The following is a 26,864-nucleotide window of genomic DNA, read 5'->3' as shown; positions in this document are numbered from 1 at the left end:
TCCACCTTGCCCGATCAGCCAAAACCGTTAACTCCTGGCCGTATGCGATCTCTTCGTCATCGAATCCGACCCCTCCGTGGTAGATGTTTCAGCCACACCACAGTATGTTCACGCCCCACAGAAGGAACACCACAGTAGCGATCGGAGGGGGAGGAGAACGAAAAGCGGCGTCCGGGAGAGCCAACTCCTGAACGCCGCTCGTGACATCGAAGTGCCACCACAGTCACGCGGAAGCGGGGCCTCTCAAGTCCAGCCTCCGGCTACGCCACCTCTGCTCGGACTCAGGCGCGTACTGGACATGGAGACACATCTCGGCGTCGCCCTCACGCGGCGGCTTCGGCAGGCAGGTCCCGTACCCGCAGGAGCCGTTGCAGCTCATGCTTGCGGACGCGGTACTCGCATCCCACCCGCAGCACGGCACACGGGTACTGGCCGGTCCGGGCGAGCCTGTACCCGGTCGTGCGGCTGAGGCTGAGCAGCTCGTTCGCGTCGGGCAGGCGGATCGCCGGCGGCAGGCTGGCGATCCGCTGGCGGATCGCCAGGTCGGGCAGGTCCAGGACGCGCAGAAGGTCAGCGGTGACGACCCGATGCTGATCGCCGACCTTGAGGACGGCACAGGGGTACGTGCCTTCGTGGATCATGCGGTACCCAGTGGTGCGGGTGAGGTCCAGAAGCCTGTTGGCGTCGGCCACAAGTAGCGCGGGGGGCAGCTGCGCCAGGGCCTCGCGGGAGAAGCGCTTGACACGCGCCCTCGCCGTTATGTCGTTCAAAGCAGCACTCCCCGTACAGGATGTTCTCTGTCGGAGAAACTTCTACCACACTTGCTCGCGAAGCAGCACAAAGCCAAGTTACGCTGCTTCTCATGACGAACGCACCAGTACCAACTGCGCTCACCCTCCGGGTGGGCGAGGCCGTCCGTGCGGCACGAACCGACTTGGGGCTGAGCGCTCCCGAGGTCGCGAAGAGGTGCGCCGACCTCGGCGTCCCGATCCCTCCCACAGGCATCAACAAGATCGAGAACGGAGGACGCGGCAGCCTGAAGGTCGAGGAGGCTCTGGCGCTCGCCGTAGTGCTGCGGGTGCCGCTCGCATCGCTCCTGGTACCGCTCGGGACGGACGCCACCATCGAGCTTCTGCCGAACCTGCGCATCTCCAGCTGGGAAGCGGTGCGGGTGATCACGGGCGAGGGCTTCACGGAAGACGCGCCCATGGGGAGCCCTCGCTTCACGCTGGCGATGTTCCGTGAGCACGAGGTGGACGTGCAGACGGCGACGATCTCGACGCGCGCGGCCCGCGACTGGCGGGCACAGGCAGGCAAGTCCTCTATCGGCTCGGACAGATACGACCAGCTGACCCGCCAAGCGGCCGAGATGGAGCGCATCGCCCGCGAGGACTGCCGACGCCTGCTGGCCACCCGCCAGCGAATGCGTGATCTTGACCTGCACCCGGCACCGCTGCCGGATCACCTTGCATTCATCGCCCAGGAAGAGGAGGTGCCCGACTGAAGGGCTCCACAACCCGCACGTGCTACTGCCGGGATACGAAGACCGGCGCTCTGCACACCGCGGCGAATCCCTGCCCGAAGCTCCGGAACCCCAAGCACGGCAAGTGGTCCGTGCGCCAAGAGGTCTTCCCCGACGCCGAGGGCAAGCGCCGCCAGTTCCGCCGCACGGGCTTCGAGAACTCGACGGACGCGCAGAAGGAACTCGACCGTGTCCGGGCTCTTCTCGCTCTCGCACCGGAGGACGAGCCCGAGGATCTCGCCCGCGTCAGCGACCTGATCATGCTCTGCCAGAAGGAGCGCTCGCCGCTCCCCGACCCGGAGAACACCGGCCGCCTGCTGAAGGCCGGGTTTAGCCTGACCAGCCGCCTGACGGTCAGCGAGTGGCTCGATGTCTGGCTCAAGGGCAAGAAGAGGCTGCGGCCCACCGGAACGACCCGTTACGACGTGGACATTCGCTGCCACCTGAAGCCCCGCATCGGTCACATCCGGCTCGACAAGCTCCGGGTGGAGCACCTCGACGAGATGTTCGAAGGGATCGACGCGACGAACGTGGAGGTCCTGGAGCAGAACGCGCAGCGGCGCCAGGCGGTCGAGGACCTCAAGTCCATCGAAGACCGGGCGGCCCGCCGCACCGCCCGGGAGGCCATCGCCGCGATGCCGCCGTTCCGGCGCGTCACGGGACTGTCCTCGCAGCACCACATCAAGGCCACGCTGCGCGCCGCACTGAACACCGCCATCGCCCGCCAGCTGATCACCTTCAACCCGGCGCAGCACGTCGAGCTGACGACCGCCCCGAAGCCCAAGGCTCTGGTGTGGACGGCAGCCCGGATCGCCGAGTGGAAGAGGACCGGCAAGAAGCCGTCCCCGGTCATGGTCTGGACTCCGGCCCAGGCTGGTCTCTTCCTCGACCATGTCTCCGACCACAGGCTCTACGCCCTGTGGCACCTCTTCTGCTTCCGCGGCCCCCGCCGCGGAGAGGGCGTCGGTGCCCGCTGGGTCGACTTCGACCGGGACACCCCCTGCCTGTCGGTGGAGACCCAGCTCGTGCAGCTGGGCTGGAACGTCCTTGAAGGCGAGCCCAAGACCTCCAGCGGCATCCGCGTCGTCGCCCTTGACCCGGACACCAACAGCGTCCTGATCTACCACGAGAAGCTGCAGAAGGCCGAGCGGTTTCGCTTCGGCCCCGGCTGGGCCGACACGGGCCGCATATTCGTGGAGGAGGACGGGACCTGGCTCCACCCGGGCAAGGTCTCCGACCTGTTCGCCCGCCTGGTGGAGGAAGCCGGGCTTCCGCCCGTCCGCCTCCACGACCTCCGGCACCTGGCCGCAACGCTCGCACTACTGGCGGGCATCGACATCCGGGTCGTCTCGGAGATGCTCGGCCACAGCGAAACGGCCGTCACCCGCGATATCTATCAGACCGTGCTGGAGGAGATCGCCCGCGAGGCGGCCGAGGCTGTCGTGAAACTCGTCCCCCGCCGCAAGGCGGTCTATCCCCGTCCCGGCATCACCGTCGCGTGACCCTCTCCCCCAACAGTGCCCGCCAGGAAATTCTTTCCGGCGGGCACTGTCGTTCCAGGAAGCTGCGGCGGGCGAAAAAACACTCTCCGTCACCAGCCCGCGAGATGCGCTGGAAGCCCCGAACCGCAGCCGGACAGCGCCCACTGTTTTGGCCCCGCCAGCGTCCATCCGCCCCGGGCAAGTTTCGGGCAAGTTCCTGACGCGCACACGTCATCAAGTCGCTCACGCACTTGACCGTGGCCACACAAAAGCCCAGGTCACTGGCTATGTGACCTGGGATTTTTCAGAGCCGCCTTCGGGATTCGAACCCGAGACCTACGCATTACGAGTGCGTTGCTCTGGCCATCTGAGCTAAGGCGGCGAGCTGGCCACACCATGGTGCGATCAGCGACGGAGGTAAGTCTACACAGTTTCGAAGGGTGCTCGGACCACCCCCCGGCCCGGTCAGGAGCAGCGCTTGTCGGTGGGTGGGACGGTGCCGCGGAGGAGGTAGGTGTTGATCGTGGAGTCGATGCAGGAGCTGCCGCGCCCGTACGCGGTGTGGCCGTCGCCGTCGTACGTGAGGAGGCGCCCGGCGGAGAGCTGGGCGGCGAGGGCCTGGGCCCAGCGGTAGGGGGTCGCGGGATCGCGGAGGGTGCCGACGACGAGGATGGGGGCGGAGCCCTCGGCGGTGATGCGATGGGGGGCACCCGTCGCGCGGACGGGCCAGTACGCGCAGTTGAGGGAGGCCCAGCCCATGCCCTCGCCGAAGACGGGGGACGCCTTCTCGAAGGCGGGCAGGGCGGCGCGGATCTCGTCGGGGGTGGAGTACGCCGGCGGCAGGTCGAGGCAGTTCACCGCGGCGTTGGCGAACATCAGGTTGGCGTAGCGGCCCTTGGAGTCCCGTTCGTAGTAGCTGTCGGCGAGGACCAGCAGCCCCGACCCGTCGTTCTCGCGGATCGCGGCGGACAGGGCCTCACGGAGCTGCTCCCAACTGCTCTCGTCGTACATCGCGGCGATCACCCCCGTCGTCGCGAGGGCCTCGCCCAGCTTGCGGCCGTCCGCGTCGCCCGTCGGGATCGGGTGCGCGTCCAGCCGGCGGAAGAACGCCTTCAGCCCCGAGCCAACCTTCGCCGGGCCGCCGCTCATGAAGCAGTCGGTGTGCCGGACGCAGTCCTTCGCGAACGACTGGAACGCCGTCTCGAACCCGGCGGTCTGGTCGAGGTTCATCTGCCTCGCGGTCAGGGAGGGGTCCATCGCGCCGTCGAGGACGAGCCGGCCGACCCGGTCGGGGAAGAGGCCCGCGTACGTCGCCCCGAGGAACGTGCCGTACGACGCGCCCACGTACGTCAGCTTCGGGTCGCCCAGCGCCGCCCGCAGGACGTCCATGTCCCGCGCGGCCTCGACGGTCGAGACGTGCCGCAGCAGCTTGGGGGCGTCGGCGCCGCAGCCCTCCGCGAACCTCTTGTACGCCGCGACCAGCGTGTCCGTCTCCTTCTGGTCGTCCGGCGTCATGTCGGTCTGCGTGTACGCGTCCATCTCGCGCCCGTCGAGACACTCCACCGGCTCGCTGCGGGCGACCCCGCGCGGGTCGACGGCGACCATGTCGTACCGCGCCCGCACCTCGGCGGGGTACCCGATACCGGCGTACTGCTGGAGGTAGCCGATCGCCGAACCCCCCGGCCCGCCCGGGTTGACCAGCAGCGACCCCAGCCGCTTCCCCGGCCCGGTCGCCTTCTTCCGGGCCACCGCCAGCCGGACGTCCCCCGCACCCGGCTTCGCGTAGTCCAGCGGCGCCCGCATCGTCGAGCACTCGAACCCCGGCACCCCGCAACTGCGCCACCGCAGCTTCTGCCCGTAGTACGACGACAGCTCGGCCGGCGTCGCCTTCGGCAGCGCCACGAGCTGCGTCCGCGCCACATCGGCCGCCGGCGCGGAACACCCGCCCAGCAGCAGCGCCGCCGAGGCGAGCGACGCGATCAGGGCGGCGGGGGAGGTACGGGCCGGGGTGCGGAAGGTGCGAGTACGAGTACGACGGAGGCGCATCACCCGATCGTAACGCTGAGCAACGACATCGATACGGTTCGCCCCTGATTCACCCCGGACGAGTGACAGATCCGTCAACCCACAGTGACGCCACCCTCCCCCGGCCCGTCCTCAACACCACGTTCCACCCCACCTCGCTGACACCACCGACCGCTCCCTCCCCTCCCCGACACGCCCAAGCCCCCTAAAAAACCGCCCCCTCACCCCGCCCGCAGAGCCATCGTCATCGCCTCCACCGCCAGCAACGGCGCCACATTCCGGTCCAACGCCACCCGGCACGCCCCGATCGCCTCGATCCGCCGCAACGTCGCCTCCGCGGACCCCTCCCGGGCGAGCCGCTCCAACGTGTCCTGGGCGTCCGCGTTCGCGAGGGCGATCCGCGTGCCGAGCTGGAGCGCGAGGACGTCGCGGTAGAAGGCCGTGAGGTCGGTCAGCGCGAGGTCGAGGCTGTCGCGCTGGGTACGGGTCCGGCGGCGTTTCTGCTTGTCCTCCAGATCCTTCATCACCCCCGCGGTGCCACGCGGCAGCCGGCTCCCCTGCACCGCGCCGAGCGCCGCCTTCAGCTCCTCGGTCTCCTTCGCGTCGACCTCCTCGGCGAGCACCTTCGCGTCCTCGGCCGCCGCGTCCACCAGCTCCTGCGCGGCCTTCAGCGCCCCGCCGATCTCCCCGACGCGCAGCGGCAGCTTCAGCACGGACGCGCGCCGCTCCCGCGCCGCCGGGTCGGTCGCCAGCCGCCGGGCCCGGTCGACGTGCCCCTGCGTCGCGCGCGCGGCCGACGCCGCGACCTCCGGCTCGATGCCCTCGCGCCGGACCAGCATGTCGGCGACGGCGGCGACGGACGGGGTGCTCAGGTTGAGGTGCCGGCAGCGGGAGCGGATCGTCGGCAGGACGTCTTCGAGGGAGGGGGCGCACAGCAGCCAGACGGTGCGCGGCGCCGGTTCCTCCACGGCCTTCAGCACGGCGTTCGCCGACTTCTCGTTCAGCCGTTCCGCGTCCTCGACGAGGATGATCTGCCAGCGGCCGGTCGCCGGGGACGTGAACGACTTGCGAACCGTGTCCCGCATGTCCTCCGCGAGGATCTGCGTGCCGACCGCGGCGACCGTCGTCACGTCCGCGTGCGTCCCGATCAGGGCCGTGTGGCAGCCGTCGCAGAACCCGCACCCCGGTGCCCCGCCCAGCGCGCGGTCCGGGCTCACGCACTGGAGCGCCGCGGCGAACGCCCGCGCCACCTGCGTACGCCCCGCCCCGGGCGGCCCGGTGAACAGCCAGGCGTGCGTCATCTTCGACGCCTCGGGAGGCGCCGCACCGCTCACCGCCGCCGTGACGAACGCGTCGGCGTCCCGGGCGGCGGCCCCCAGCTGTTCACTGACCCGCTCCTGCCCGACGAGGTCGTCCCACACGCTCACCGCGCCCGCCGCCCTTCCGTTCCGTCCCGTTCAGCACCGCGGACTCCATTGTGCGGGCCACGACTGACAATCCAGGAACGCGAACGGCACCCCGCCACGCGCCCTACCGCCGACGCCCCTCGTCCTCGTCCCGCCGCGACCCCAGCAACTCGTCGGCCAGCGACGGCAGATCGTCCAGCGGCGTCTCCTCGGCCCAGTCCGACCGGGGCCGCCTGCGCGGCGCCCCGCCCTCGTCGACCTGAGGCAGCTCCCGCGTACGGTCCTCGCGCTCGTCCCGGAAGAACCCCGGCGGCACCCGGTCGGCGGGCGCCTCGCCCGAAGCCCGACCCGAAGCCGGACCCAAACCCGAAGCCGGACCCGAACCCGTCGGCGGAACCGGCGGCAGAACGGCCGTCTCCTCGGCATCGGCGTCCACGGCCCACGACGGCCGCGCACCCGAGGCGGCAGCGGACGGCTGAGGCAGCTCGGCCGTCACCTCACCGGCCCCCGTCACCTCACCGGCCGCACCCTTACCGGCCCCCGGCGCCTCGTCCTTCACCAGCCGCACCGGCGGCAGCACCGCGGTCTCATCGACATCGGCATCGACGCCCTTGCCCCGAGCCGCGTCCTGCGGAGCCACCGCAGGGGTCGGCACCGTGACCGCCTCGGACGGCGCGGGCCACGCCCCCTTACGGCCCTTCGCGGTCGGCCAGGCGGCGGACTCACCGGACTCGGTGCGCACCTCGCGCCCCTCGGAAGCCCCCTCGGCCCCGGCACCCCCGCGCGCGGCGGGCCAGCTCACCGCACCGGCACCCGTCCCGGGCTCACCGCCGATCGGCGTCGAGGGCCACCCCCCACCGGTGACCGGCGTCCCCCGGGGCGGCGTACGCGGTCCGGCCTGCGCGGCCTCGGCGGCCTCCTCGGCCGCCCGGCGTGCCTCCTCGGCCCGCAGCAGCGCCTCTTCGGCCCGCCGCTGCTTCTCCAGGCGCCGCGCCTCGGCCTCGGCACGCAACCGCGCCTCCTCCTCGGCCTGCTGACGGCGCCGCTCCTCCTCGGCGGCCCGCCGCGCCTCTTCCTCGGCGCGCGCCTTCTCCTCGGCGAGGAGCCGGGCCCGCTCCTCCTCGGCCCGCTTGCGGGCCTCCTCCGCGCGCACGCGCGCCTCTTCGGCCTGCCGCTCGGCCTCGCGCCGCTGCGCCTCCTCCAGCTCGCGCCGCTTGCGCTCCTCCTCCTCGGCACGGAGCTTGGCGAGCTGCTCCTGGCGCTCGCGCTCCAGGCGCTCCTCCTCGGCCTTGCGCGCGGCCTCTTCCTCGGCCTTGCGCCGGGCGTCCTCCTCGGCCTTCCTGCGCGCCTCCTCCTGGGCCTTGACCTCGGCCTCGGACAGGGGCAGCAGCTGGTCGAGCCGGGCGCGGACGACGGTCGTCACGGACTCGGGCTCCTGGCCCGCGTCGACGACCAGGTAGCGGCCGGGGTCGGCGGCGGCGAGGGTGAGGAAACCGGACCGCACGCGCGCGTGGAACTCGGCGGGCTCGGACTCCAGCCGGTCCGGCGCCTCGGTGAACCGCTCACGGGCGGTCTCCGGGGAGACGTCCAGCAGGACCGTCAGATGCGGGACGAGGCCGTCGGTCGCCCAGCGCGAGATGCGCGCGATCTCGACCGGCGACAGATCGCGCCCGGCGCCCTGGTAGGCGACGGAGGAGTCGACGTACCGGTCGGTGATGACGACCGCGCCACGCTCCAGGGCGGGCCGTACGACGGTGTCGACGTGCTCGGCGCGGTCGGCGGCGTACAGCAGGGCCTCCGCGCGGTGCGAGAGGCCGGCCGAGGAGACGTCGAGGAGGATCGAGCGCAGCCGCTTGCCGACCGGCGTGGCGCCGGGCTCGCGGGTGAGGACCACCTCGTGTCCCTTGGCCCTTATCCACTCGGCGAGGGCCTCGGCCTGGGTGGACTTCCCGGCGCCGTCGCCGCCCTCCAGGGCGATGAAGAAGCCGGTCGCGGCGGGGGCGGTCGCGGGCTCGGAGCCGCCGAGCAGCGCGTCCCTCAGGTCCTGGCGCAGGGGGACGCCGGAGCGGTCGTCGACCTTGGCGAGGACCAGGGCGGCGACCGGCAGCAGCAGCGCGCCGACCAGCATCAGCGTGAACGCGGCGCCGCCGTGCGCGAAGACGAACCGGCCGCTCTCCAGGCGGTGCGGCCCGATGAGGGCGGCGACCAGGGGGGCGATCAGCGCGGCGAACCCGACGAAGACCCGGACGACGGCGTGGAGGTGTTCGGTGACCCGCGCGCGGCGGCTGTCCTCGGTCTCCTGGTCGAGCAGCGCGTGCCCGGTGTTCGCGGCGACACCCGCGCCGACGCCCGCGAGGGCGGCGAGCAGCAGGACCGTCGCGTTGTCCGGGACGAGGCCGGCGGCGAGCAGGGCGACGCCGGTGACCGCGATCGCGAGCGCCAGCAGGCGGCGGCGCGACAGCGCGGGCAGGATCTTGGGGGCCGTACGGATGCCGACGACGACTCCGCCGGTCAGGCCGAGGACGAGGAGGCCGTAGGAGATCGGGCCGCCGGCCAGGTCGACCGCCTGGAGGGCGGAGACGGCGACGGCCGCGGCGATCGCGCCCGCGACGGCGCCGCAGGCGCTCACGAGGAGCGGGATCGCGCCGGTGCGGCCGGTCTCGGAGCCGCTCGCCGCGCGCGGGCGGCGCAGGCCCTCCAGCGGGGAACGCGCGCGCGGGGTGCGCGCCTTGGGCAGCTCCAGCGCGGTGACGACCGACAGGGAGGCGGCGAACAGGCCGGCCGCGACGTACGACGCGAGGGCCGCCTGGTGCTGGTCGAACCAGGCGACACCGGCGCCCAGCAGGACGTTCACCAGGCCGGCGGCGATCAGGACGGCGGCGCCCAGCGGGATCGCCGCGAAGCTCGTCCGCAGCGAGAGGCGGCGCAGCGCGTCCATGTGGTCCGGCAGCGGGCGGACGGTCGCGCCCTCGGGGGGCGGGGCCGGGAGCAGCGCGGGGGCGGCGCCCTCGCGGGCGACGGTCCACAGGCGCTCGGCGATGCCGGTCACGAAGACCGTCGCCAGCAGGAGCACCAGTGCGTTGCCCGGGGTCCAGTCGATCCACAGGGGGGCGACGATGAGCAGGACCGCCCGCACGCCGTCCGCCCCGGCCATCGTCCAGCGGCGGTCCAGGGGGCCGTCGGGGGAGGTGAGCGAGGTCAGCGGGCCGAGGAGGACGGCGCCGAAGAGGACGGTGGCCAGAATCCGCACCCCGAGGACGAGCGCCACGGAGAGCGCCATGCCGCGGTATCCGCCGCCCAGGGACTCCTGGCCGACGGCGGCCTGGAGCGTGAGGAAGACGAGGACCAGGACGGCGAGGGCGTCCCCGACGCCGCCGACCAGCTGGGCACTCCACAGCCGCCGCAGCTGGGGCTGCCTCAGCAACGCCCGCACGGCGCGCTCACGTGAGTCCACCACCAGGGCGTCATTCTCTGCCGGGTGAAGGCCCGTCGGCTGCTCGGCTCGCGTCATGCTTTCAGCCTATCCGCCCCCACTGACAGCCCACCCCCATCCGGCCGCCCCCCACCCCGGAACCCGCACCAAAACGACAACGGTTCCGCATCACGCCGCACAAGAGCGTGATACAGAACCGTGCCCTCAGCCGTTTTCCGGCCGTCCCTCGGTCAGTCCTCCGCGGGAGCGGCCGTCTTCCGCGCCGCCGTGGTCTTCTTCGCGGCGGTCGTCTTCTTCGCCGCCGTCTTCTTGGCGGCGGCCGTCTTGGTCGCGGCGGCCTTCTTCGCCGGGGCCTTCTTGGCGGGCGCCTTCTTCGCGGTCTTCTTGGCCGGGGCCTTCGCCCGCTTCTCCGCGAGGAGTTCGAAGCCCCGCTCGGGGGTGATCTCCTCGACGCTGTCCCCGGAGCGCAGGGTCGCGTTGGTCTCGCCGTCGGTGACGTACGGCCCGAAGCGGCCGTCCTTGACGACGACGGGCGCCCCGCTGACCGGGTCGGTGCCCAGCTCCTTCAGCGGCGGCTTGGCGGCGGCCCGCCCGCGCTGCTTGGGCTGCGAGTAGATCGCCAGCGCCTCTTCGAGGGTGATCGTGAAGAGCTGGTCCTCGGCCTGGAGGGACCGGGAGTCGGTGCCCTTCTTGAGGTACGGCCCGTAGCGCCCGTTCTGCGCGGTGATCTCGACGCCCTCGGCGTCGGCGCCCACCACGCGCGGGAGGGACATCAGCCGGAGGGCGTCGTCGAGGGTGACCGTGTCCAGGGACATCGACTTGAAGAGCGAGGCGGTCCGCGGCTTCACCGCGTTCTTCCCGGTCTTCGGCGTCCCCTCGGGCAGCACCTCGGTGACGTACGGGCCGTAGCGGCCGTCCCGGGCGATGATCTGGTGCCCGGAGACCGGGTCGGTGCCCAGCTCGAAGTCGCCGCTGGGCTTGGCCAGCAGCTCCTCGGCCATCTCGACGGACAGTTCGTCCGGCGCGAGGTCCTCGGGGATGTCCGCGCGCTGGTGGCCCTCGGAGTCCTTCTCGCCGCGCTCGATGTACGGCCCGTACCGGCCGACGCGCAGGACGATCCCGCTGCCGACGGGGAACGACGACACCTCGCGGGCGTCGATCGCGCCGAGGTCGGTCACCAGCTCCTTGAGCCCGCCGAGGTGGTCCCCGTCGCCGTTGCCGGCGTCGGCCGCGCCGCCCGCGTCGCCGGTGCCCTCGCCGAAGTAGAACCGCTTGAGCCACGGCACGGACTGCGCCTCGCCGCGCGCGATGGCGTCGAGGTCGTCCTCCATCTTGGCGGTGAAGTCGTAGTCGACGAGCCGCCCGAAGTGCTTCTCCAGGAGGTTGACGACGGCGAAGGACAGGAACGACGGGACGAGCGCCGTGCCCTTCTTGAAGACGTAGCCGCGGTCGAGGATGGTGCCGATGATCGACGCGTACGTCGACGGGCGGCCGATCTCGCGCTCTTCGAGCTCCTTGACGAGGGACGCCTCGGTGTAGCGGGCCGGGGGCTTCGTCGCGTGCCCGTCGACCGTGATCTGCTCGGCGGTCAGCGGGTCGCCCTCGGTGACCTGCGGGAGGCGCCGCTCGCGGTCGTCCAGCTCGGCGTTCGGGTCGTCCGCGCCCTCGACGTACGCCTTCAGGAAGCCGTGGAAGGTGATCGTCTTGCCGGAGGCGGTGAACTCGACGTCCCGGCCGTCGGAGGCGGTGCCGCCGATCTTGACGGTGACGCTGTTGCCGGTGGCGTCCTTCATCTGGGAGGCGACCGTGCGCTTCCAGATCAGTTCGTAGAGGCGGAACTGGTCGCCGGTGAGGCCGGTCTCGGCGGGGGTGCGGAAACGATCACCCGAGGGGCGGATCGCCTCGTGCGCCTCCTGCGCGTTCTTGACCTTGCCGGCGTACGTGCGCGGGGCGGAGGGGAGGTAGTCGGCGCCGTACAGCTGCGTGACCTGGGCGCGGGCGGCGGTGATCGCCGTGTCGCTGAGGGTCGTGGAGTCCGTACGCATGTAGGTGATGAAGCCGTTCTCGTACAGCTTCTGGGCCACCTGCATGGTCGCCTTCGCGCCGAAGCCGAGCTTGCGGCTGGCCTCCTGCTGGAGGGTCGTCGTACGGAAGGGGGCGTACGGCGAGCGGCGGTACGGCTTGGACTCGACGGACCGGACGGCGAACCGGGTCTGCTCCAGGGCGGCGGCCAGGGCGCGGGCGTTCGCCTCGTCGAGGTGGAGGATCTGCTCGCTCTTGAGTTGTCCCAGGGAGTCGAAGTCGCGGCCCTGCGCGACGCGCCTGCCGTCGACGGTCTGGAGGCGGGCGACCAGCGACGACGGGTCCGACGAGTCCCCGGCGCGGCCGGTCGCGAAGGTCCCCGTCAGGTCCCAGTACTCGGCAGAACGAAACGCGATGCGCTCGCGTTCCCGCTCGACCACAAGTCGTGTCGCGACCGACTGGACGCGGCCCGCCGACAGCTTCGGCATGACCTTCTTCCACAGGACCGGCGAAACCTCGTAGCCGTAGAGGCGGTCGAGGATGCGGCGGGTCTCCTGGGCGTCGACGAGCTTCTGGTTGAGCTGGCGGGGGTTGGCGACGGCGGCCCGGATGGCGTCCTTGGTGATCTCGTGGAAGACCATGCGCTTGACCGGGATGGTCGGCTTCAGGACCTGCTGGAGGTGCCACGCGATGGCCTCGCCCTCGCGGTCCTCGTCGGTGGCGAGGAAGAGTTCGTCGGACTCCTTGAGGAGGTCCTTGAGCTTCTTGACCTGCGCGCGCTTGTCGGCGTTGATCACATAGATGGGCTGGAAGTCGTGCTCGACGTCCACACCGAGGCGGCGCACCTCGCCGGTGTACTTCTCCGGCACCTCGGCGGCGCCGCTCGGAAGGTCACGGATGTGCCCGACGCTGGCCTCGACGATGTAGCCGGGGCCGAGATAGCCCTTGATCGTCTTCGCCTTGGCAGGCGACTCGACGATGACGAGTCGCCGACCGCCCTTCGCGGTCTCGCTTGTCGGGGACAACTTCGCTCTTCTCTCCGGTCGACGCTGGGGCCTCCCCAGGCTTCGTCCCGGGGCACAGTCATGGTGACGCTGCGGAGTGTGACGGTACATCCCGCCCCCGTGTCAAACGGGAAAAGCCCGCAACGGCCACTCGAACGGTAACCCGACTACCGCCATTCCTGCCGCCCGGAGTGTCGAGCGACGGTTTTACGACGGCTGGGGGAACACCGGCCCGCTCGCCGGTACGACGCTCCCGCGCGGGACGCGACCATGCCCCCGGGCGCATGTGCCCGGCCCCTCTCAGACCCGTGTCAGACACCACAGGGCGACGGCGAGCGACGCCACCCCGGCGGCTGTCGCGAACGTCACCGAGACCCCCTGCCGCACCCCGTGCGCGACCGGCTGCCGCTGGCGCGCGCGTACCGCCGTCCACACCAGCAGCCCGCCCCCGAACAGGGCGAACACCACACCCGTGAAAACCGCCGGCCCAGTCTCCATACCGGTCCCCGCCCCCTGTTCCCGCCCCACCCCCTGTGCGGCTCCGCCGGACCCTCCCACGCCCGGACGACACCCCGGCGAACCCGAGGTGAACACACCCCCGACGCCCCGTCAGCCCCCGCCCGCACCCCGGCGCACCGCCGCACACGCCGGGCACACACCACCCCCGCGCGGGTACCTTTCCAGCCGACTTCCGGGAGGGGGCGGACGGGGGGCACGGCCGGTCTTCGGCGACTTTCCGCACAGGGCGCGGACACGGGGCACACTCGCCCCAGGGCCGCGGGAAGCCTCCACGGCCTCCCCCGGACGATCACGCGGTGACCGGCTCCAGGAACCCCTGTTCCACCAGCAGCCGGATCTGTGCGGGGGTCCGGTCGCGCAGGACCACCGGGTCCTCGCCGACGAGCTGGGCGATCGCGTCGAGGATCACACCGGCGCTGAGCGATCCGTCGCACACACCGGCGAACCCGGCGCCGACGGTGTCGACCTTGGTGGCCCGCCGCATCCCGCGGTGCTGGCGCAGGACGACGTGTTCGGGGTCGTCGGCGCCGGGCAGGCCGACCTGTTCCTGGACGACCTCGGAGGCGAGCCGGAAATGGGCGGTGAGGAGGGCGGCGTCGTCGTGGTCGCGGAGGTAGTCGACGCGCTCGAAGTGGGCGCGGATCGCGTCCCCGAGGGGCTGCTCGACGGAGTGCGGCCACTCCTCGACGGTGACGGACGGCTCGGCGGCGCCCGTCCTGCGCAGGGTGATCCACCCGAACCCGACGGCCTTGACCTTGCGCGCCTCGAACTCGTCCAGCCAGGCGTCGTACCGCGCCTGGTAGGCGGCCGGGTCGTCGCGGTGGTCGCCCGCGTCGCGCAGCCACAGTTCGGCGTACTGCGTGACGTCCTGGACCTCGCGCTGGACGACCCAGGCGTCGCAGCCGCGCGGCACCCAGGAGCGGAGCCGGTCCTGCCAGTCCTCGCCCTCGACGTGCTGCCAGTTGGCGAGGAACTGCGCGTACCCGCCGTCGGCGAGCCGCTCCCCGGCGCCCTGGACGAGCGCGCGGCACAGGTCGTCGCCGCCCATCCCGCCGTCCCGGTAGGTCAGCCGGGCACCCGGCGAGATCACGAAGGGCGGGTTGGAGACGATCAGGTCGTACGACTCGTCGTCGCGCAGCGGCTCGTACAGCGAGCCCGCGCGCAGGTCGGCCGCCGGGACGCCGGAGAGGGCGAGCGTGAGGGCGGTGATGTGCAGCGCGCGGGGGTTGAGGTCGGTGGCCGTCACGCGCGTGGCGTGCCGGGCGGCGTGCAGGGCCTGGATGCCGGAGCCGGTCCCGAGGTCGAGCGCGCTGGCGACGGGCGTGCGGACGGTGATCCCGGCAAGGGTCGTGGAGGCCCCGCCGACGCCGAGGACGACGGCTTCGTCCCGCTTGCCGATCCCGCCGGCCCCGCCGACCGCGCACCCGAGGTCGGAGACGACGAACCAGTCCTCGCCGTCGGGCCCGCCGTACGGGCGGACGTCCACGGTCGCCGCGATCTCGTCGCCGGCCCGGGTCAGCCAGCCGCTCGCCACGCACGCGTCGACCGGCAGGACGTCGGCCACGCGCGCGTGGAGCACGGGTCGCTGGAGCAGGAAGAGCCGGACGAGCGCCTCCAGCGGCGTGTCCCCGCGCGTCGCCCGCAGCGCGGGCACCGTCTCGCTGCGGGCCAGCGCGGCGTACGCGGGGGCGCCGAGCAGATCGAGCAGCCCGTCGGCGGTGAAGGAGGCCGCGAGCAGCCCCTCCCGCAGCCGAGCGGTCACATCGGCGTCTTCGGACGAGGGCAGCGGCAAGAGGGTGGCTTCACTCACCCGCCCATTCTCCCCCGCCCTCTCCCTCCCCGGCCGCCCCCCCGGAACCTTCGGCCGGGCGACGCCGTTTCCCGGCCGCCTCGGCCCACCGCCGGCCCGCGGGACGACGCCCCTGAACCGGCCGCCGACTCAACGCACCGCTGGCCGCACCGGGCGACGCCCCCCGAACCGGCCACCGACTCAGCGCTCAGCCCACCGCCGCCCCGCCGGGTGACGGCCCCGAACCCGCCGTCGGCTCAGAGCTCAGCCCGCCGTCGACGCGCTGGGGGACGCCGACGAGCCCGCCGGCTTCGAGGCGGACGGTGAGACCGCCGGGGCCGAAGGGGTGGCCGAGGTGTCGGCGGGCGGTGTCGGGACCGCCGTCTGCTTGCAGGTGTCCTGCTCGACCATCGCCCGCTTCACGTCCCCGGTCTCCAGGTCGGTGAGCGCGGTGTCGCTGGTCTTGAGGGTCTTGAGGTCGGTGGCGACGGCTTCGAGGCCGACGGAGAACTTGGCCTCGCTCTTGGTGTCGAGGGCGTCCGTCTTGGTCTTGAGGCCGGCGTACGACGTGGAGAGCGAGGTGAGCGCCTGGACGGCGTTCTGCTGCTTCGTGGCGCCGTTCTCGACCCCGGGAGGCGCCCCGGCGCCGCTGATGGCGTCGGCGAGCCCCTTGTAGCCCTCGGCCTGCGCCTGGAACGCCTGGGACAGCGTCTGCTGGACCTCCTTCGGGGGGAGGCCGTTGCTGGAGACCTTCTGGATCGAGGCGCTGGCCGTGTCGATCTTGGCCTTGAGTGCCGGGACGTCCGAGCAGAGCTTTCCCGCCCAGGCCACGAGGTCCTTGTTCACCTCGTTGTTCTTCTCGTTGCTGCATCCCGACAGCGTCAGTATCAGAACCGCACCGCCGGACAGCGCGGCCACGAGCTTCTTGTTCACCGGATGGGTCCCTTCCATGGCTCTCGGCCCCGGAAGATACACGCCACCCGGGTGGCCGGTTCAGGGAGAACGGCCCTTATGGGTGCTATCGGAATATTTGTTCCCCGGTATCAGGGAGAGAGAAGGCTCACGACCGCCCCGGTGCACGCCGACGGGCGGCCCGCGCACCCGGTGTGCGCGAACCGCCCGCCCCGACGCCGTGCGGACCTACGAAACCGCCGCCCGGTGATGCGTGCCGGCGCTCTCCCCGGCCGCCTCCTCGTCCCCGACCGCGATCCCGCGCCGCTTGGACACGTACACCGCGCCCACGATCACCGCGAGCGACAGCAGCGCGACCAGGACCCGTACCCCGACGCTCTTGTCCGCGCCGTACGAGAACTTGATCACGGCGGGGGCGATGAGCAGGGAGACGAGGTTCATGACCTTCAGGAGGGGGTTGATGGCGGGTCCGGCGGTGTCCTTGAAGGGATCGCCGACGGTGTCGCCGATGACGGTCGCGGCGTGCGCCTCGCTCCCCTTGCCGCCGTGGTGCCCGTCCTCGACGAGCTTCTTGGCGTTGTCCCAGGCACCCCCGGAGTTCGCGAGGAAGACGGCCATCAGCGTGCCCGCCCCGATCGCCCCCGCGAGGTACGCGCCGAGCGCGCCGACGCCGAGCGTGAACCCGACGAAGATGGGCGCCATGACGGCGAGCAGCCCGGGTGTCGCGAGTTCCCGGAGCGCGTCCTTCGTACAGATGTCGACGACCCGGCCGTACTCGGGTTTCTCGGTGTAGTCCATGATCCCGGGGTGCTCCCGGAACTGGCGGCGCACCTCGAAGACGACCGAACCCGCCGACCGGGACACGGCGTTGATGGCCAGTCCGGAGAACAGGAACACGACGGCCGCGCCCGCGATCAGCCCGACGAGGTTGTTGGGCTGCGAGATGTCCATCATCAGACTCATCGGCGCCCCCGGCCCGCTGAGCTGCTCCCCGACGTCCTGCGCGCCGGTGGTGATGGCGTCCCGGTACGACCCGAAGAGCGCCGCCGCGGCGAGGACGGCCGTGGCGATCGCGATCCCCTTGGTGATGGCCTTCGTCGTGTTGCCGACGGCGTCGAGGTTGGTGAGCACCTGCGCGCCCGCGCCCTCGACGTCCCCGGACATCTCGGCGATGCCCTGCGCGTTGTCGGAGACCGGCCCGAAGGTGTCCATGGCGACGATGACCCCGACGGTCGTCAGCAGCCCGGTCCCGGCCAGCGCGACCGCGAACAGGGCCAGCATGATCGACGTACCGCCGAGCAGGAACGCGCCGTAGACGCCGAGGCCGATCAGCAGGGCGGTGTAGACGGCGGATTCGAGGCCGATGGAGATCCCGGCCAGGACGACGGTCGCGGGGCCGGTGAGGGACGTCTTGCCGATGTCCCTGACCGGGCGCCGGGTGGTCTCCGTGAAGTACCCGGTGAGCTGCTGGATCAGCGCCGCGAGCACGATCCCGATCGCTACGGCGACCAGCGCGAGGACGCGCGGATCGCCGCCCCTGCCGCTGATCGCGGTGTCGGTGACGCCGTCCAGGTCGCCGTAGGAACCCGGCAGGTAGACGAAAACGGCGATCGCGACGAGCGCGAGGGAGATCACGGCCGAGATGAAGAAGCCCCGGTTGATGGCGCTCATACCGCTGCGGTCGGCGCGGCGGGGGGCCACGGCGAAGATGCCGATCATGGCGGTGAGCACGCCGATCGCCGGTACGAGCAGCGGGAAGGCGAGCCCCGCGTCGCCGAAGGCGGCCTTGCCGAGGATCAGCGCGGCGACCAGCGTCACGGCGTACGACTCGAAGAGGTCGGCGGCCATGCCCGCGCAGTCGCCGACGTTGTCGCCCACGTTGTCGGCGATGGTCGCGGCGTTGCGGGGGTCGTCCTCCGGGATGCCCTTCTCGACCTTGCCGACCAGGTCGGCGCCGACGTCGGCGGCCTTGGTGAAGATGCCGCCGCCGACCCTCATGAACATGGCGATCAGGGCGGCGCCGAGGCCGAAGCCCTCCAGCACCTTCGGGGCGTCGGCCGCGTAGACGAGGACGACGCAGGAGGCGCCGAGCAGTCCGAGGCCGACGGTGAACATGCCGACGACCCCGCCGGTACGGAAGGCGATCTTCATCGCCTTGTGGGAGACGGCGGTGAGATCCTTTTCCGGCTCCCCCTCGGCCGGAGTGGCTTCTCTGGCCGCCGCGGCGACCCGCACATTACTGCGCACCGCGAGCCACATGCCGATATAGCCGGTGGCCGCGGAGAACCCCGCGCCGATCAGAAAGAAAACCGATCTTCCGGCCCGTTGATTCCAGTCGTCGGCCGGTAGCAACATCAAGAGGAAGAACACGATCACCGCGAATACGCCGAGCGTGCGCAGCTGCCTGGCGAGATACGCGTTCGCGCCTTCCTGGACCGCCGCCGCGATCTCTTTCATGCTGTCGGTGCCCTCGCCCGCCGCCAGCACCTGGCGCAGCAGCACCCCCGCCACCAGCAGGGCGGCGAGCGCCACGACGGCGATCACCGCCACCAGGACACGATTTCCGTCGGTCAGCTCCGCCATTCGTCCTCCTTGACGTTTGGGCTGAGCTCCTGAGATGTGGACGGATTGTAGGTACCGGAACCCGATCAATACAGTGCGCGGCAGGCAGAATTCGCCGCCGCGTCAAGTAATGCGGCGGGGGCATTAAGATTCTTTTGACGAATCCACTGTAAGTGTTAATCAGCGGGTCCGCACATGCCGAAGGGCCCCGCTGCGGGGGCCCTTCGGTACTGCCGTGTGTATTACGCCGGTGTCGTCGGCCAGGTCATCCGGATGAGCCCCGGCGTGACCTGTACGTCGTCCACGAGCCCGCTGATGACCGCGAGGCCCATGTCGTCCTCCTCGGGCTCGGCGCCGGACGCGCCGCCGGGGGCGGAACTCGGCGCCTCGTCGCCGACCTCGATGGAGAACTGCTTCTCCTCCTCGATCAGCGCGACCTTGACCGGCGCGGTGAGCCCGGCGCTCTGGTGCAGCCCGACCGCGCGGGTGCATGCCTCACCGACGGCGAGCCGGACCTCGTCGAGTACGGCCTCGTCCACTCCGGCCCTGCGCGCCACCGCTGCCGCCACCAGACGGGCGGTCCTGACGTGCTCGGGCAGCGCGCTGAAGCGGAGTTCAACGGTGGCCATGCGTCCCCCTCGGAACTACGGGCGTGCTTGTGGGAAGGCCGGACCGCCGGTGTACGGCGGCCCGGTCCCCCCGGTTGTTCGGTTTGTCGTACCGCTGGTGGGCGGAGGTCAGTCGGTGGCCTCGACGGCTTCCGTGACCGAGGTGTGGATCGGGAACACCTTGGTGAGCCCCGTGATCCGGAAGATCTTCAGAATGCGCTCCTGGTTGCAGACCAGGCGCAGCGAGCCCTCGTGGGCGCGCACCCGCTTGAGGCCGCCGACCAGCACGCCGAGCCCGGTGGAGTCGAGGAAGTCCACGCCCTCCATGTCGACGACGAGGTGGAAATTCCCGTCGTTCACCAGCTCGACCAGCTGCTCGCGCAGCTTGGGCGCGGTATATACGTCGATTTCGCCACCGACCTTGACGATCGTGCGATCGCCGATGGTCTCGGTCGACAGGGACAGGTCCACTGATCCTCCAGCACCTTGCTATCGAGCGGTCGCCCCTCGGGACACCTAGGCAGGAGCCCCTGGACGGTTCGCCAGCCGCGATGGCATTCAATCACTTACCGGCAGGCGTGCACGACGCCTTCGCTCCATTGTCCGTCACGCCGGTGACACACTCGGTGCCGATGGCCAAGAATCACCGATCCGATCGACCCTCCCCGCAGGCGCTGCTGCGCAGCATCGCCGCCGGGCGGGACCGCGCCTCGCGCATCACCCATACGGAGCACTTGCCCCCGCGCGCGGGCCGTCATGCCGTCTGGCCGCACCGAATCCGCGCGGAGGTGATCGCGGCCGTGGAGGGGTACGGCATCGGACACCCCTGGGCGCATCAGGCGCTGGCCGCCGAACACGCCCTGGACGGCGACTCGGTGGTGGTCGCCACGGGCACCGCCTCGGGCAAGTCGCTGGCTTATCTCGTACCGGTCCTGTCGGCCCTCCTGGACGGCTCCGAGGCCCCGAACGGCCGGGGCGCGACGGCCCTCTACCTCGCCCCGACGAAGGCCCTGGCGGCGGATCAGCTCCGTTCCGTGAAGGAACTTTCACAACCTCTCGGCACCTCGGTGCGTCCTGCCGTGTACGACGGTGACACTCCCGTCGAGGAGCGGGAGTGGGTCCGTCAGTACGGCAACTACGTCCTCACCAACCCCGACATGCTGCACCGCGGCATCCTCCCCTCGCACGCCCGCTGGTCCTCGTTCCTGAAGTCCCTGAAGTACGTCGTGGTGGACGAATGTCACACCTACCGAGGCGTGTTCGGCTCCCACGTCGCCCAGGTCCTGCGCCGGCTGCGGCGGCTGTGCGCCCGCTACGGCTCCTCCCCGGTCTTCCTGCTGGCCTCCGCGACGGCCGCCGAGCCCGCCGTCGCCGCCTCCCGGCTGACGGGCCTGCCGGTCGTCGAGGTCGCGGACGACGCCTCCCCGCGCGGCGAGCTGGTCTTCGCCCTGTGGGAGCCGCCGCTGACCGAGCTGCACGGCGAGAAGGGCGCCCCGGTGCGGCGTACGGCGATCGCCGAGACCGCCGACCTGCTGACGGACCTCGCGGTCCAGGGCGCCCGTTCGGTGGCCTTCGTGCGCTCCCGGCGCGGGGCCGAGCTGATCTCCGTCATCGCCCAGGAGAGGCTCGCGGAGGTCGACCGCTCGCTGGCCCGGCGGGTGGCCGCCTACCGGGGCGGTTACCTCCCCGAGGAGCGCCGGGCCCTCGAACAGGCCCTGCACTCCGGGGAGCTGCTGGGGCTGGCGGCGACGACGGCCCTGGAGCTGGGTGTGGACGTCTCCGGGCTCGACGCCGTCCTGATCGCCGGGTACCCCGGTACGCGCGCCTCCCTGTGGCAGCAGGCGGGGCGTGCGGGGCGGGGCGGTGAGGGGGCGCTCGCGGTCCTCGTCGCGCGGGACGATCCGCTGGACACGTACCTCGTCCACCATCCCGAGGCGCTCTTCGACCAGCCCGTCGAGTCGACGGTCCTCGACCCCGACAACCCGTACGTCCTCGCGCCCCAGTTGTGCGCCGCCGCCGCGGAACTTCCGCTCACGGAGGACGACTTCGAGCTGTTCGGGCCGTCCGTCGAAGAGTTGCTGCCCCAACTGGAGGCGGCCCGGCTGTTGCGCCGGCGCACCAGGGCGTGGCACTGGACGCGCCGGGAGCGGGCCGCCGACCTCGCGGACATCCGGGGGGAGGGGGGTACGCCGGTCCAGATCGTCGAGGCGGGTACGGGGCGGCTCCTCGGCACGGTCGACGCCGGGTCCGCGCACACGTCCGTCCACGAGGGGGCGGTCCACCTCCACCAGGGGCGTACGTATCTCGTGCGCGCGCTGGATCTCGACGACTCCACGGCGCTCGTCGAGGAGGCGAACCCGCCGTACTCGACGGTCGCCCGGGACACGACGTCCATCGCTGTCCTCTCCACGGACACGGTGGTCCCCTGGGGGGACGGCAGGCTGCACTACGGCTCGGTGGAGGTGACCAACCAGGTCGTCTCGTTCCTCCGCCGCCGGGTCCTTACGGGCGAGGTCCTGGGCGAGACGAAACTGGACCTGCCCCCGCGCAAACTCCGTACCCGTTCGGTCTGGTGGACGGTCACCGAGGACCAGCTGGACTGCGCCAACATCCCCCCGGAGATCCTCGGCGGCGCCCTCCACGCCGCCGAGCACGCCTCCATCGGCATGCTGCCCCTCTTCGCGACCTGCGACCGCTGGGACATCGGCGGCGTCTCGATCCCCCTCCACCCCGACACCCTCCTCCCCACCGTCTTCGTCTACGACGGCCACCCGGGCGGGGCGGGCTTCTCCGAACGCGCCTTCCACACCGCCGCCCCCTGGCTCCGCTCCACCCTCGAAGCCATCACCACCTGCCCCTGCGACACCGGCTGCCCCTCCTGCATCCAGTCCCCCAAATGCGGCAACGGCAACGAACCACTCCACAAGCGGGGGGCGATACGGCTGTTGGGGGAGTTGCTTCGGGGGGTGGGGTAGGGGGCGGGGGGTGGGGGTTGCGGGGGTGGGGTAACTGGGTGGGGAGTGCTGCGGGGGCGTGGGGGTCGGAGGGGGTGTGGGGCGCACTGGTGCAGGGAGGGGCGCGAGGGGGGCGCGGGGTGCCTTGGGGACAGGGCGGCGCAAAGGGGGAGGCCGGGGAGAGGCGTGGGACAGGACTGAGGGCAGAAGGACTCGGACGAGGACGAGGACGAGGACGGCTACGAAACGGAACCCCCGAACCAACCCGCACCCGACCACCACCCCCAACCCCCAACTCCAGGGGCGCGGGGAACTGCGCAAAAACCCACAACGCACCGGCACCGGCCCAAAGCCCTCGGCCCCCTCTCTCAGGAGCGCGGGGCCGCATCCATTTGCGGCTCCCACCGCGTGGGCGCGACAAGCCACAACGAACCCGCACCCGATGACCACCCCCAGCCCACCCCCTCAGGGGCGCGGGGAACTGCGCGAACAACCACAACGCACCCGCACCCACCCCACCACCTTTCACCCCTACCCCTCGTCCACCAACACCCCCGCCCGAGCCCGAACCTCCGCCCGAAACACCCCCACCCCCGAAGCCACCGTCAGATCCACCACCTCCCCCACGACCGAACACCGCACCACCCGCCCACCCTGCGCCCCGGCCACCCCCCGAGCCCGCTCACAGGCCACCCCCTCCCCCTCGAACACCCTCCCCGCAGCCGCCAACGCCGCCAGATCCGCCCCACCGGCCGCCCGATGCCGTACGACGACGGCCTGCCCCAACGCCAGCACCGCCCCGAACACCACACACAGCACGGCGACGACCACAACCCCCCACACACTCGCGGACCCCCGATCCCCGCACCGCCCCTTCACCGCCCCACCCCCTCGACCACGGCGACAGCCTCCTCCCGCACCTCGAACGGCAGCCCCCCGAACCCGGCCGGCTTGGCGACGACCACCACCCGCACCCGATCCCCCTCCCGCCCGACCGACACCCGAGCCCCCCGAGGGGCGGTGGCCCGCACGACCCGGACCACCGCCTCCCCGGACTCCTCCCGCGCAGCGGCCCGCGCCCCGGCACTCGCCGCGTCCACACACCGGATCTGAACGACCACCGCGAGCAGCCCCCAGACCAGCGCCATCGCGAACCCGACCAGCACCGGCAGCACCACAGCCGCCTCCGCCGTCACGAACCCCCGGTCCCCACCCCGCTCACACCGCTCACACCGCCGCATTGAGCGCCCTCGAAACGATCGCCGCCAACTGCTCGGACACGGCCCCACTGGTCACCACCTTGTAGAGCACCATCGCGAACGCCACAGCCGCCAGAATCCCGACCGCGTACTCCGACGTCGCCATCCCGGCATCCCGCTCCCGCCCCTTCCCCCGGGCCCGCACCCGGCACCCCACACCCCGCATCCGCGCCCACACCATCCGACACACCCCGACCCCAGCCGTCCCGACACCCATCACTCCGCACCTCTCTCGAATCACCGCACCGGACATCACTGACCTCACCTCTCCGCTCTCGACGCACAACTCCCGATCCACAGCCCTCACTTCTCCGCCCTCAGAACACCGCTCCCACCTCCCTCCAGCCCCGTCCCTCCCGAACCGCCCCCTCAGCCACCCATCACCCCTCCCGCCAGCCCGACCATCACCGGCACCACCCCCACCACCACGAACGCCGGCAGAAAACACAGCCCCACCGGCGCGGTGACCATCACCCCGGCCCGCCGAGCCCGCGCGGTGGCCGCACGCAACCTCTCCGCCCGAGCATCCGCGGCCACCCGCGCCACCGGCCCCGCCGCGGGCAACCCCGACACATCCGCCCGCTCCAACACCCGCGCCAGCCCCTCCGCCCCCGGCACCCGAGCCAACCTCCCCCACGCGTCCCGGGGTTCACCCCCGAGCCGCACCTCGGCGGCGCCTCTCGCCAGCCCCTCCCCCACCGGCCCCCCGATCGCCTCCCCCACGGCCTGGGCGGCGACCACAGGCCCGGCCCCGGCGGCGACACAGGCGGCCAACAGATCCGCGGCCAACGGCAGTTGCCGAGCCGCGGCGGCCGTATCGACCACCTCCGCGCCACCCTCACCACCCCGCCGCTCCCGCCCCCGCCGCCACCGCCACACCCCGACGGCCCCCACCACCCCGAGCACGGCCCCGGTCCCGCCACCGACCAGCACCCAGCCCACCCCCACGACCGCCGCCTCGACCCCCCAGCGCCGCACCAGATCCCACACCCGCGCCCTCGGCACACTCGCCTCCGCCACCAGCCGCAACGCCATCAACTCGGCCAACCGCCTCCGCACCTGCCGCTCCCTGCGCACCTTCCCCACCGCCCGCAACCCCCACCCGACCGCGACCAGAACCCCCACAGCCACCCCCAGCCTGTGGACAACTTCCTGACTCACCGACCCACCACCTTCCCGAACCCCTCGAAAGAACCCGCCCCGAACCCGACCCACATGCCGCACCGCCTCCCGCACCGTCTCCCGTACCGAACCCCGAACCCCGAATCCCGAATCCCGAACCCCACCCCGTCCGCAGACACCCCCTCACAACCCGCCCCACCGAACCCACCGCCCCCGCCCTCACACCACCTCCGCCCCCCGAACGATCCGCGCCACCCACCACACCCCCACCCCCTCCAACACCCCACCCACCACCAAGCACCCCAACCCCGCCCCGGAATGCAGCAACACCCCCAACGGATCGGCCCCGATCGCCGCCCCCAGCCCCAACCCCAGCACCGGCAACCCCGCAAGCATCACCGCGGTCGCCCGAGGCCCGGCCAACTGGGCCCGAAGATCCGCCCGTTGATCCCGCTCCGCCCGCAACGCCTCCTCCACCCGCTCAAGCCCGGCGGCAAGCCCGGCCCCCTGATCGACGGCGACCCGCCAGCACGCGGCGAGCCCCAGCAACCCCTCGGCCCCCGGCTGCCGCGCGGCAACGGCGAGGGCGGCCGGCACATCCCCGCCGAACCGGGCCGCCGCCAGCACCCCGGCCCGGGCCTCGCAGAGCCCCGCGGACTCCCGGGCGGCCAACGTCAACGCCTCCCCGGGCTGCCGCCCGGCCCGTACTTCCCCGGCGAGGGCCGCACAGAGCCCGATCACCGCGTCGACCCGCCCCTCCCGCTCCCGCCGCTCCTCGGCGGCCCGCCGCACCCGCCGGACCAACGGCACCGCAACCGCCCCGGCGAGCACCGGCAGCACCGAGGCCCCCAGCACCCCCAGCACGGCCCCGACGACAGGCGCCCACCACTCGGCCCGCCACCGCTCCCGCACGGGCCCCAGCACCCGGGCCACGTCCCACGGCTCGTCGGCGACGACCCCGCCCCCGGCCAGCACCAACCGCGCCCGCCGCACCCCTCGCCGCTCCTCCCCGACCGTCCAGAACACGACCCCGGCACAGGCCACGGCCGCCCCGAGGGACAGTTCGTACGCCGACGTCACGCGCCCTCACCGCCCAGCAGCTCCCGCAGCCGCCCCCACCCGGTCTCCTGGACGAACGCCTCCGCGCCCCACCGCAGCGCCGGCACGGTCCGGACGAGCCCGGCCCGATCCCGTTCCAGGACGTGCACCTCGGCGATCCGCCGCCGCCCGCTCCCGTCCCGCACGAGATGCAGGACGACCGACAGCGCGGCGGCCAACTGGCTGTGCAGCGCGGCCCGGTCGAGCCCGGCGGCGGTGCCGAGCGCTTCGAGGCGGGCGGGCACCCCGGACGCGGCGTTGGCGTGGACCGTCCCGCAGCCGCCCTCGTGGCCGGTGTTGAGGGCCGCCAGCAGATCCAGCACCTCGGGCCCGCGCACCTCCCCCACGACCAGCCGGTCCGGCCGCATCCTGAGGGCCTGGCGCACGAGGTCCTCCAGCGTGACCAGCCCGGCACCCTCCTGGTTGGCGGGTCTGGTCTCCAGCCGGACGACGTGCGGGTGATCGGGCCGCAGCTCGGCCGAGTCCTCGGCGAGGACGATCCGCTCGGCGGGCCCGACGAGCCCGAGCAGCGCGCTCAGCAGCGTCGTCTTCCCGGTCCCCGTCCCGCCGCTCACCAGGAACGACAACCGCGCCCGCAGCAGCGCCCGCAGCACCCGGTCCCCGCCCGGCGGCACGGTCCCGGCGGCCACCAGCTCGTCGAGCGTGAACGCCCGGGGCCGTACGACACGCAGGGACAGGCACGTACAGCCCATGGCCACCGGTGGCAGGACCGCGTGCAGCCGGGTGCCGTCGGGGAGGCGGGCGTCCACCCAGGGCCGGGCGTCGTCGAGCCGCCGTCCGGCGACCGCGGCCAGCCGCTGGGCGAGCCGCCTGACCGCCGCCGCGTCGGGGAAGGCGACGCCGGTCAGCTCAAGCCCGCCGCCCCGGTCCACCCACACCCGGTCGGCCGCCGAGACCAGCACGTCGGTCACCGACGGATCGGCGAGCAGCGGCTCCAGCGGGCCGCTCCCCACCAGCTCGGACCGCAGCCGGTCCGCCGCGCCGAGCACCTCGGCGTCCCCCAGCACCCTCCCCTGCTCCCGCAACGCCTGCGCGACCCGCGCGGGCGTCGGCTCACCCCCACTGACCGCCAGCCACTGCCGCACCCCGTCCAACAGCTCCGTACTCACAACCCTCTCCCGATCTCC

The 26,864-nt window shown here is 72.3% G+C and carries 20 protein-coding genes and 1 tRNA gene; 3 read left to right on the top strand and 18 right to left on the bottom strand.

Annotated features, from left to right (window positions below; genetic code table 11):
• Window positions 1–323: 323 nt before the first annotated feature.
• Entirely contained in the window at window positions 324–770 is a 447-nt protein-coding gene (locus ABZX85_RS35160) for a hypothetical protein (protein ID WP_355877936.1), read from the bottom strand.
• A 92-nt stretch (window positions 771–862) separates the two neighbouring features.
• On the opposite strand from ABZX85_RS35160, the gene ABZX85_RS35155 reads away from it, so the two are divergent.
• Window positions 863–1,504 carry a helix-turn-helix transcriptional regulator gene (locus tag ABZX85_RS35155; protein ID WP_355877934.1) on the top strand — a complete coding sequence of 214 codons (642 nt, stop codon included), beginning with the start codon at window positions 863–865 and terminating at the stop codon, window positions 1,502–1,504.
• A gap of 110 nt (window positions 1,505–1,614) precedes the next feature.
• A complete protein-coding gene (locus ABZX85_RS35150) occupies window positions 1,615–3,024 on the top strand; it encodes a tyrosine-type recombinase/integrase (protein WP_355877932.1) in 1,410 nt (469 codons plus the stop codon).
• 287 nt (window positions 3,025–3,311) lie between these two features.
• Here the strand turns inward: ABZX85_RS35150 and ABZX85_RS35145 are convergent.
• The 11 genes from ABZX85_RS35145 to ABZX85_RS35095 form a co-directional block, all read right to left on the bottom strand.
• Window positions 3,312–3,385 (bottom strand) — tRNA-Thr (locus ABZX85_RS35145).
• Window positions 3,386–3,468: 83 nt separating this feature from the next.
• Window positions 3,469–5,049 carry an alpha/beta hydrolase gene (locus ABZX85_RS35140; protein WP_355877930.1) on the bottom strand — a complete coding sequence of 527 codons (1,581 nt, stop codon included), beginning with the start codon at window positions 5,047–5,049 and terminating at the stop codon, window positions 3,469–3,471.
• 200 nt (window positions 5,050–5,249) lie between these two features.
• The gene (locus tag ABZX85_RS35135) at window positions 5,250–6,455 is read right to left on the bottom strand and encodes a DNA polymerase III subunit delta' (RefSeq protein ID WP_355877927.1); all 1,206 of its coding nucleotides are present in this window, start codon (window positions 6,453–6,455) and stop codon (window positions 5,250–5,252) included.
• Between the two features lie 103 nt (window positions 6,456–6,558).
• Window positions 6,559–9,945 (bottom strand): dTMP kinase, encoded by a 3,387-nt coding sequence (gene tmk / locus ABZX85_RS35130; protein ID WP_355877924.1) that lies wholly within the window; start codon window positions 9,943–9,945, stop codon window positions 6,559–6,561.
• 152 nt (window positions 9,946–10,097) lie between these two features.
• Entirely contained in the window at window positions 10,098–12,914 is a 2,817-nt protein-coding gene (gene topA / locus ABZX85_RS35125) for a type I DNA topoisomerase (protein WP_355877921.1), read from the bottom strand.
• Between the two features lie 279 nt (window positions 12,915–13,193).
• Window positions 13,194–13,391: a hypothetical protein gene (locus ABZX85_RS35120; protein WP_355877918.1), complete on the bottom strand. Its 198-nt coding sequence runs from the start codon at window positions 13,389–13,391 to the stop codon at window positions 13,194–13,196.
• Window positions 13,392–13,701: 310 nt separating this feature from the next.
• A complete protein-coding gene (locus tag ABZX85_RS35115) occupies window positions 13,702–15,222 on the bottom strand; it encodes a methyltransferase (protein WP_355877915.1) in 1,521 nt (506 codons plus the stop codon).
• Between the two features lie 243 nt (window positions 15,223–15,465).
• Window positions 15,466–16,134: a small secreted protein gene (locus ABZX85_RS35110; RefSeq protein WP_355877912.1), complete on the bottom strand. Its 669-nt coding sequence runs from the start codon at window positions 16,132–16,134 to the stop codon at window positions 15,466–15,468.
• Window positions 16,135–16,341: 207 nt separating this feature from the next.
• The gene (locus ABZX85_RS35105; protein WP_355877909.1) at window positions 16,342–18,696 is read right to left on the bottom strand and encodes a sodium-translocating pyrophosphatase; all 2,355 of its coding nucleotides are present in this window, start codon (window positions 18,694–18,696) and stop codon (window positions 16,342–16,344) included.
• 221 nt (window positions 18,697–18,917) lie between these two features.
• Complete coding sequence (locus tag ABZX85_RS35100) at window positions 18,918–19,304, bottom strand: ATP-binding protein (protein ID WP_355877906.1); 387 nt, start codon at window positions 19,302–19,304, stop codon at window positions 18,918–18,920.
• 108 nt (window positions 19,305–19,412) lie between these two features.
• On the bottom strand, window positions 19,413–19,754 hold the full coding sequence (locus tag ABZX85_RS35095; protein ID WP_010358428.1) for an STAS domain-containing protein: 342 nt from the start codon (window positions 19,752–19,754) through the stop codon (window positions 19,413–19,415).
• 80 nt (window positions 19,755–19,834) lie between these two features.
• Here ABZX85_RS35095 and ABZX85_RS35090 point away from each other — a divergent pair, with 80 nt between their 5' ends.
• A complete protein-coding gene (locus tag ABZX85_RS35090; RefSeq protein WP_355877903.1) occupies window positions 19,835–22,258 on the top strand; it encodes a DEAD/DEAH box helicase in 2,424 nt (807 codons plus the stop codon).
• A gap of 510 nt (window positions 22,259–22,768) precedes the next feature.
• Here the strand turns inward: ABZX85_RS35090 and ABZX85_RS35085 are convergent.
• From ABZX85_RS35085 to ABZX85_RS35060, 6 genes are all read right to left on the bottom strand, one after another.
• Window positions 22,769–23,116, bottom strand: coding sequence for an Rv3654c family TadE-like protein (locus tag ABZX85_RS35085; RefSeq protein ID WP_355877900.1), 348 nt, complete (start codon window positions 23,114–23,116; stop codon window positions 22,769–22,771).
• Window positions 23,113–23,478 carry a TadE family type IV pilus minor pilin gene (locus tag ABZX85_RS35080; protein ID WP_355877897.1) on the bottom strand — a complete coding sequence of 122 codons (366 nt, stop codon included), beginning with the start codon at window positions 23,476–23,478 and terminating at the stop codon, window positions 23,113–23,115. The genes ABZX85_RS35085 and ABZX85_RS35080 overlap by 4 nt, the downstream gene beginning before the upstream one ends.
• A complete protein-coding gene (locus ABZX85_RS35075) occupies window positions 23,465–23,662 on the bottom strand; it encodes a DUF4244 domain-containing protein (RefSeq protein WP_355878003.1) in 198 nt (65 codons plus the stop codon). The genes ABZX85_RS35080 and ABZX85_RS35075 overlap by 14 nt, the downstream gene beginning before the upstream one ends.
• Window positions 23,663–23,865: 203 nt before the next feature.
• Complete coding sequence (locus ABZX85_RS35070; RefSeq protein ID WP_355877894.1) at window positions 23,866–24,657, bottom strand: type II secretion system F family protein; 792 nt, start codon at window positions 24,655–24,657, stop codon at window positions 23,866–23,868.
• 180 nt (window positions 24,658–24,837) lie between these two features.
• Window positions 24,838–25,698 carry a type II secretion system F family protein gene (locus ABZX85_RS35065; protein WP_355877891.1) on the bottom strand — a complete coding sequence of 287 codons (861 nt, stop codon included), beginning with the start codon at window positions 25,696–25,698 and terminating at the stop codon, window positions 24,838–24,840.
• A complete protein-coding gene (locus tag ABZX85_RS35060; protein WP_355877888.1) occupies window positions 25,695–26,846 on the bottom strand; it encodes a TadA family conjugal transfer-associated ATPase in 1,152 nt (383 codons plus the stop codon). Before ABZX85_RS35060 ends, ABZX85_RS35065 begins: the two co-directional genes overlap by 4 nt.
• Window positions 26,847–26,864 lie beyond the last annotated feature (18 nt).

This window comes from Streptomyces sp. NPDC004539 (genome assembly GCF_040610055.1).
Classification (GTDB): Bacteria; Actinomycetota; Actinomycetes; order Streptomycetales; family Streptomycetaceae; genus Streptomyces.
This window is presented reverse-complemented; position numbering and strand designations above follow the sequence as displayed.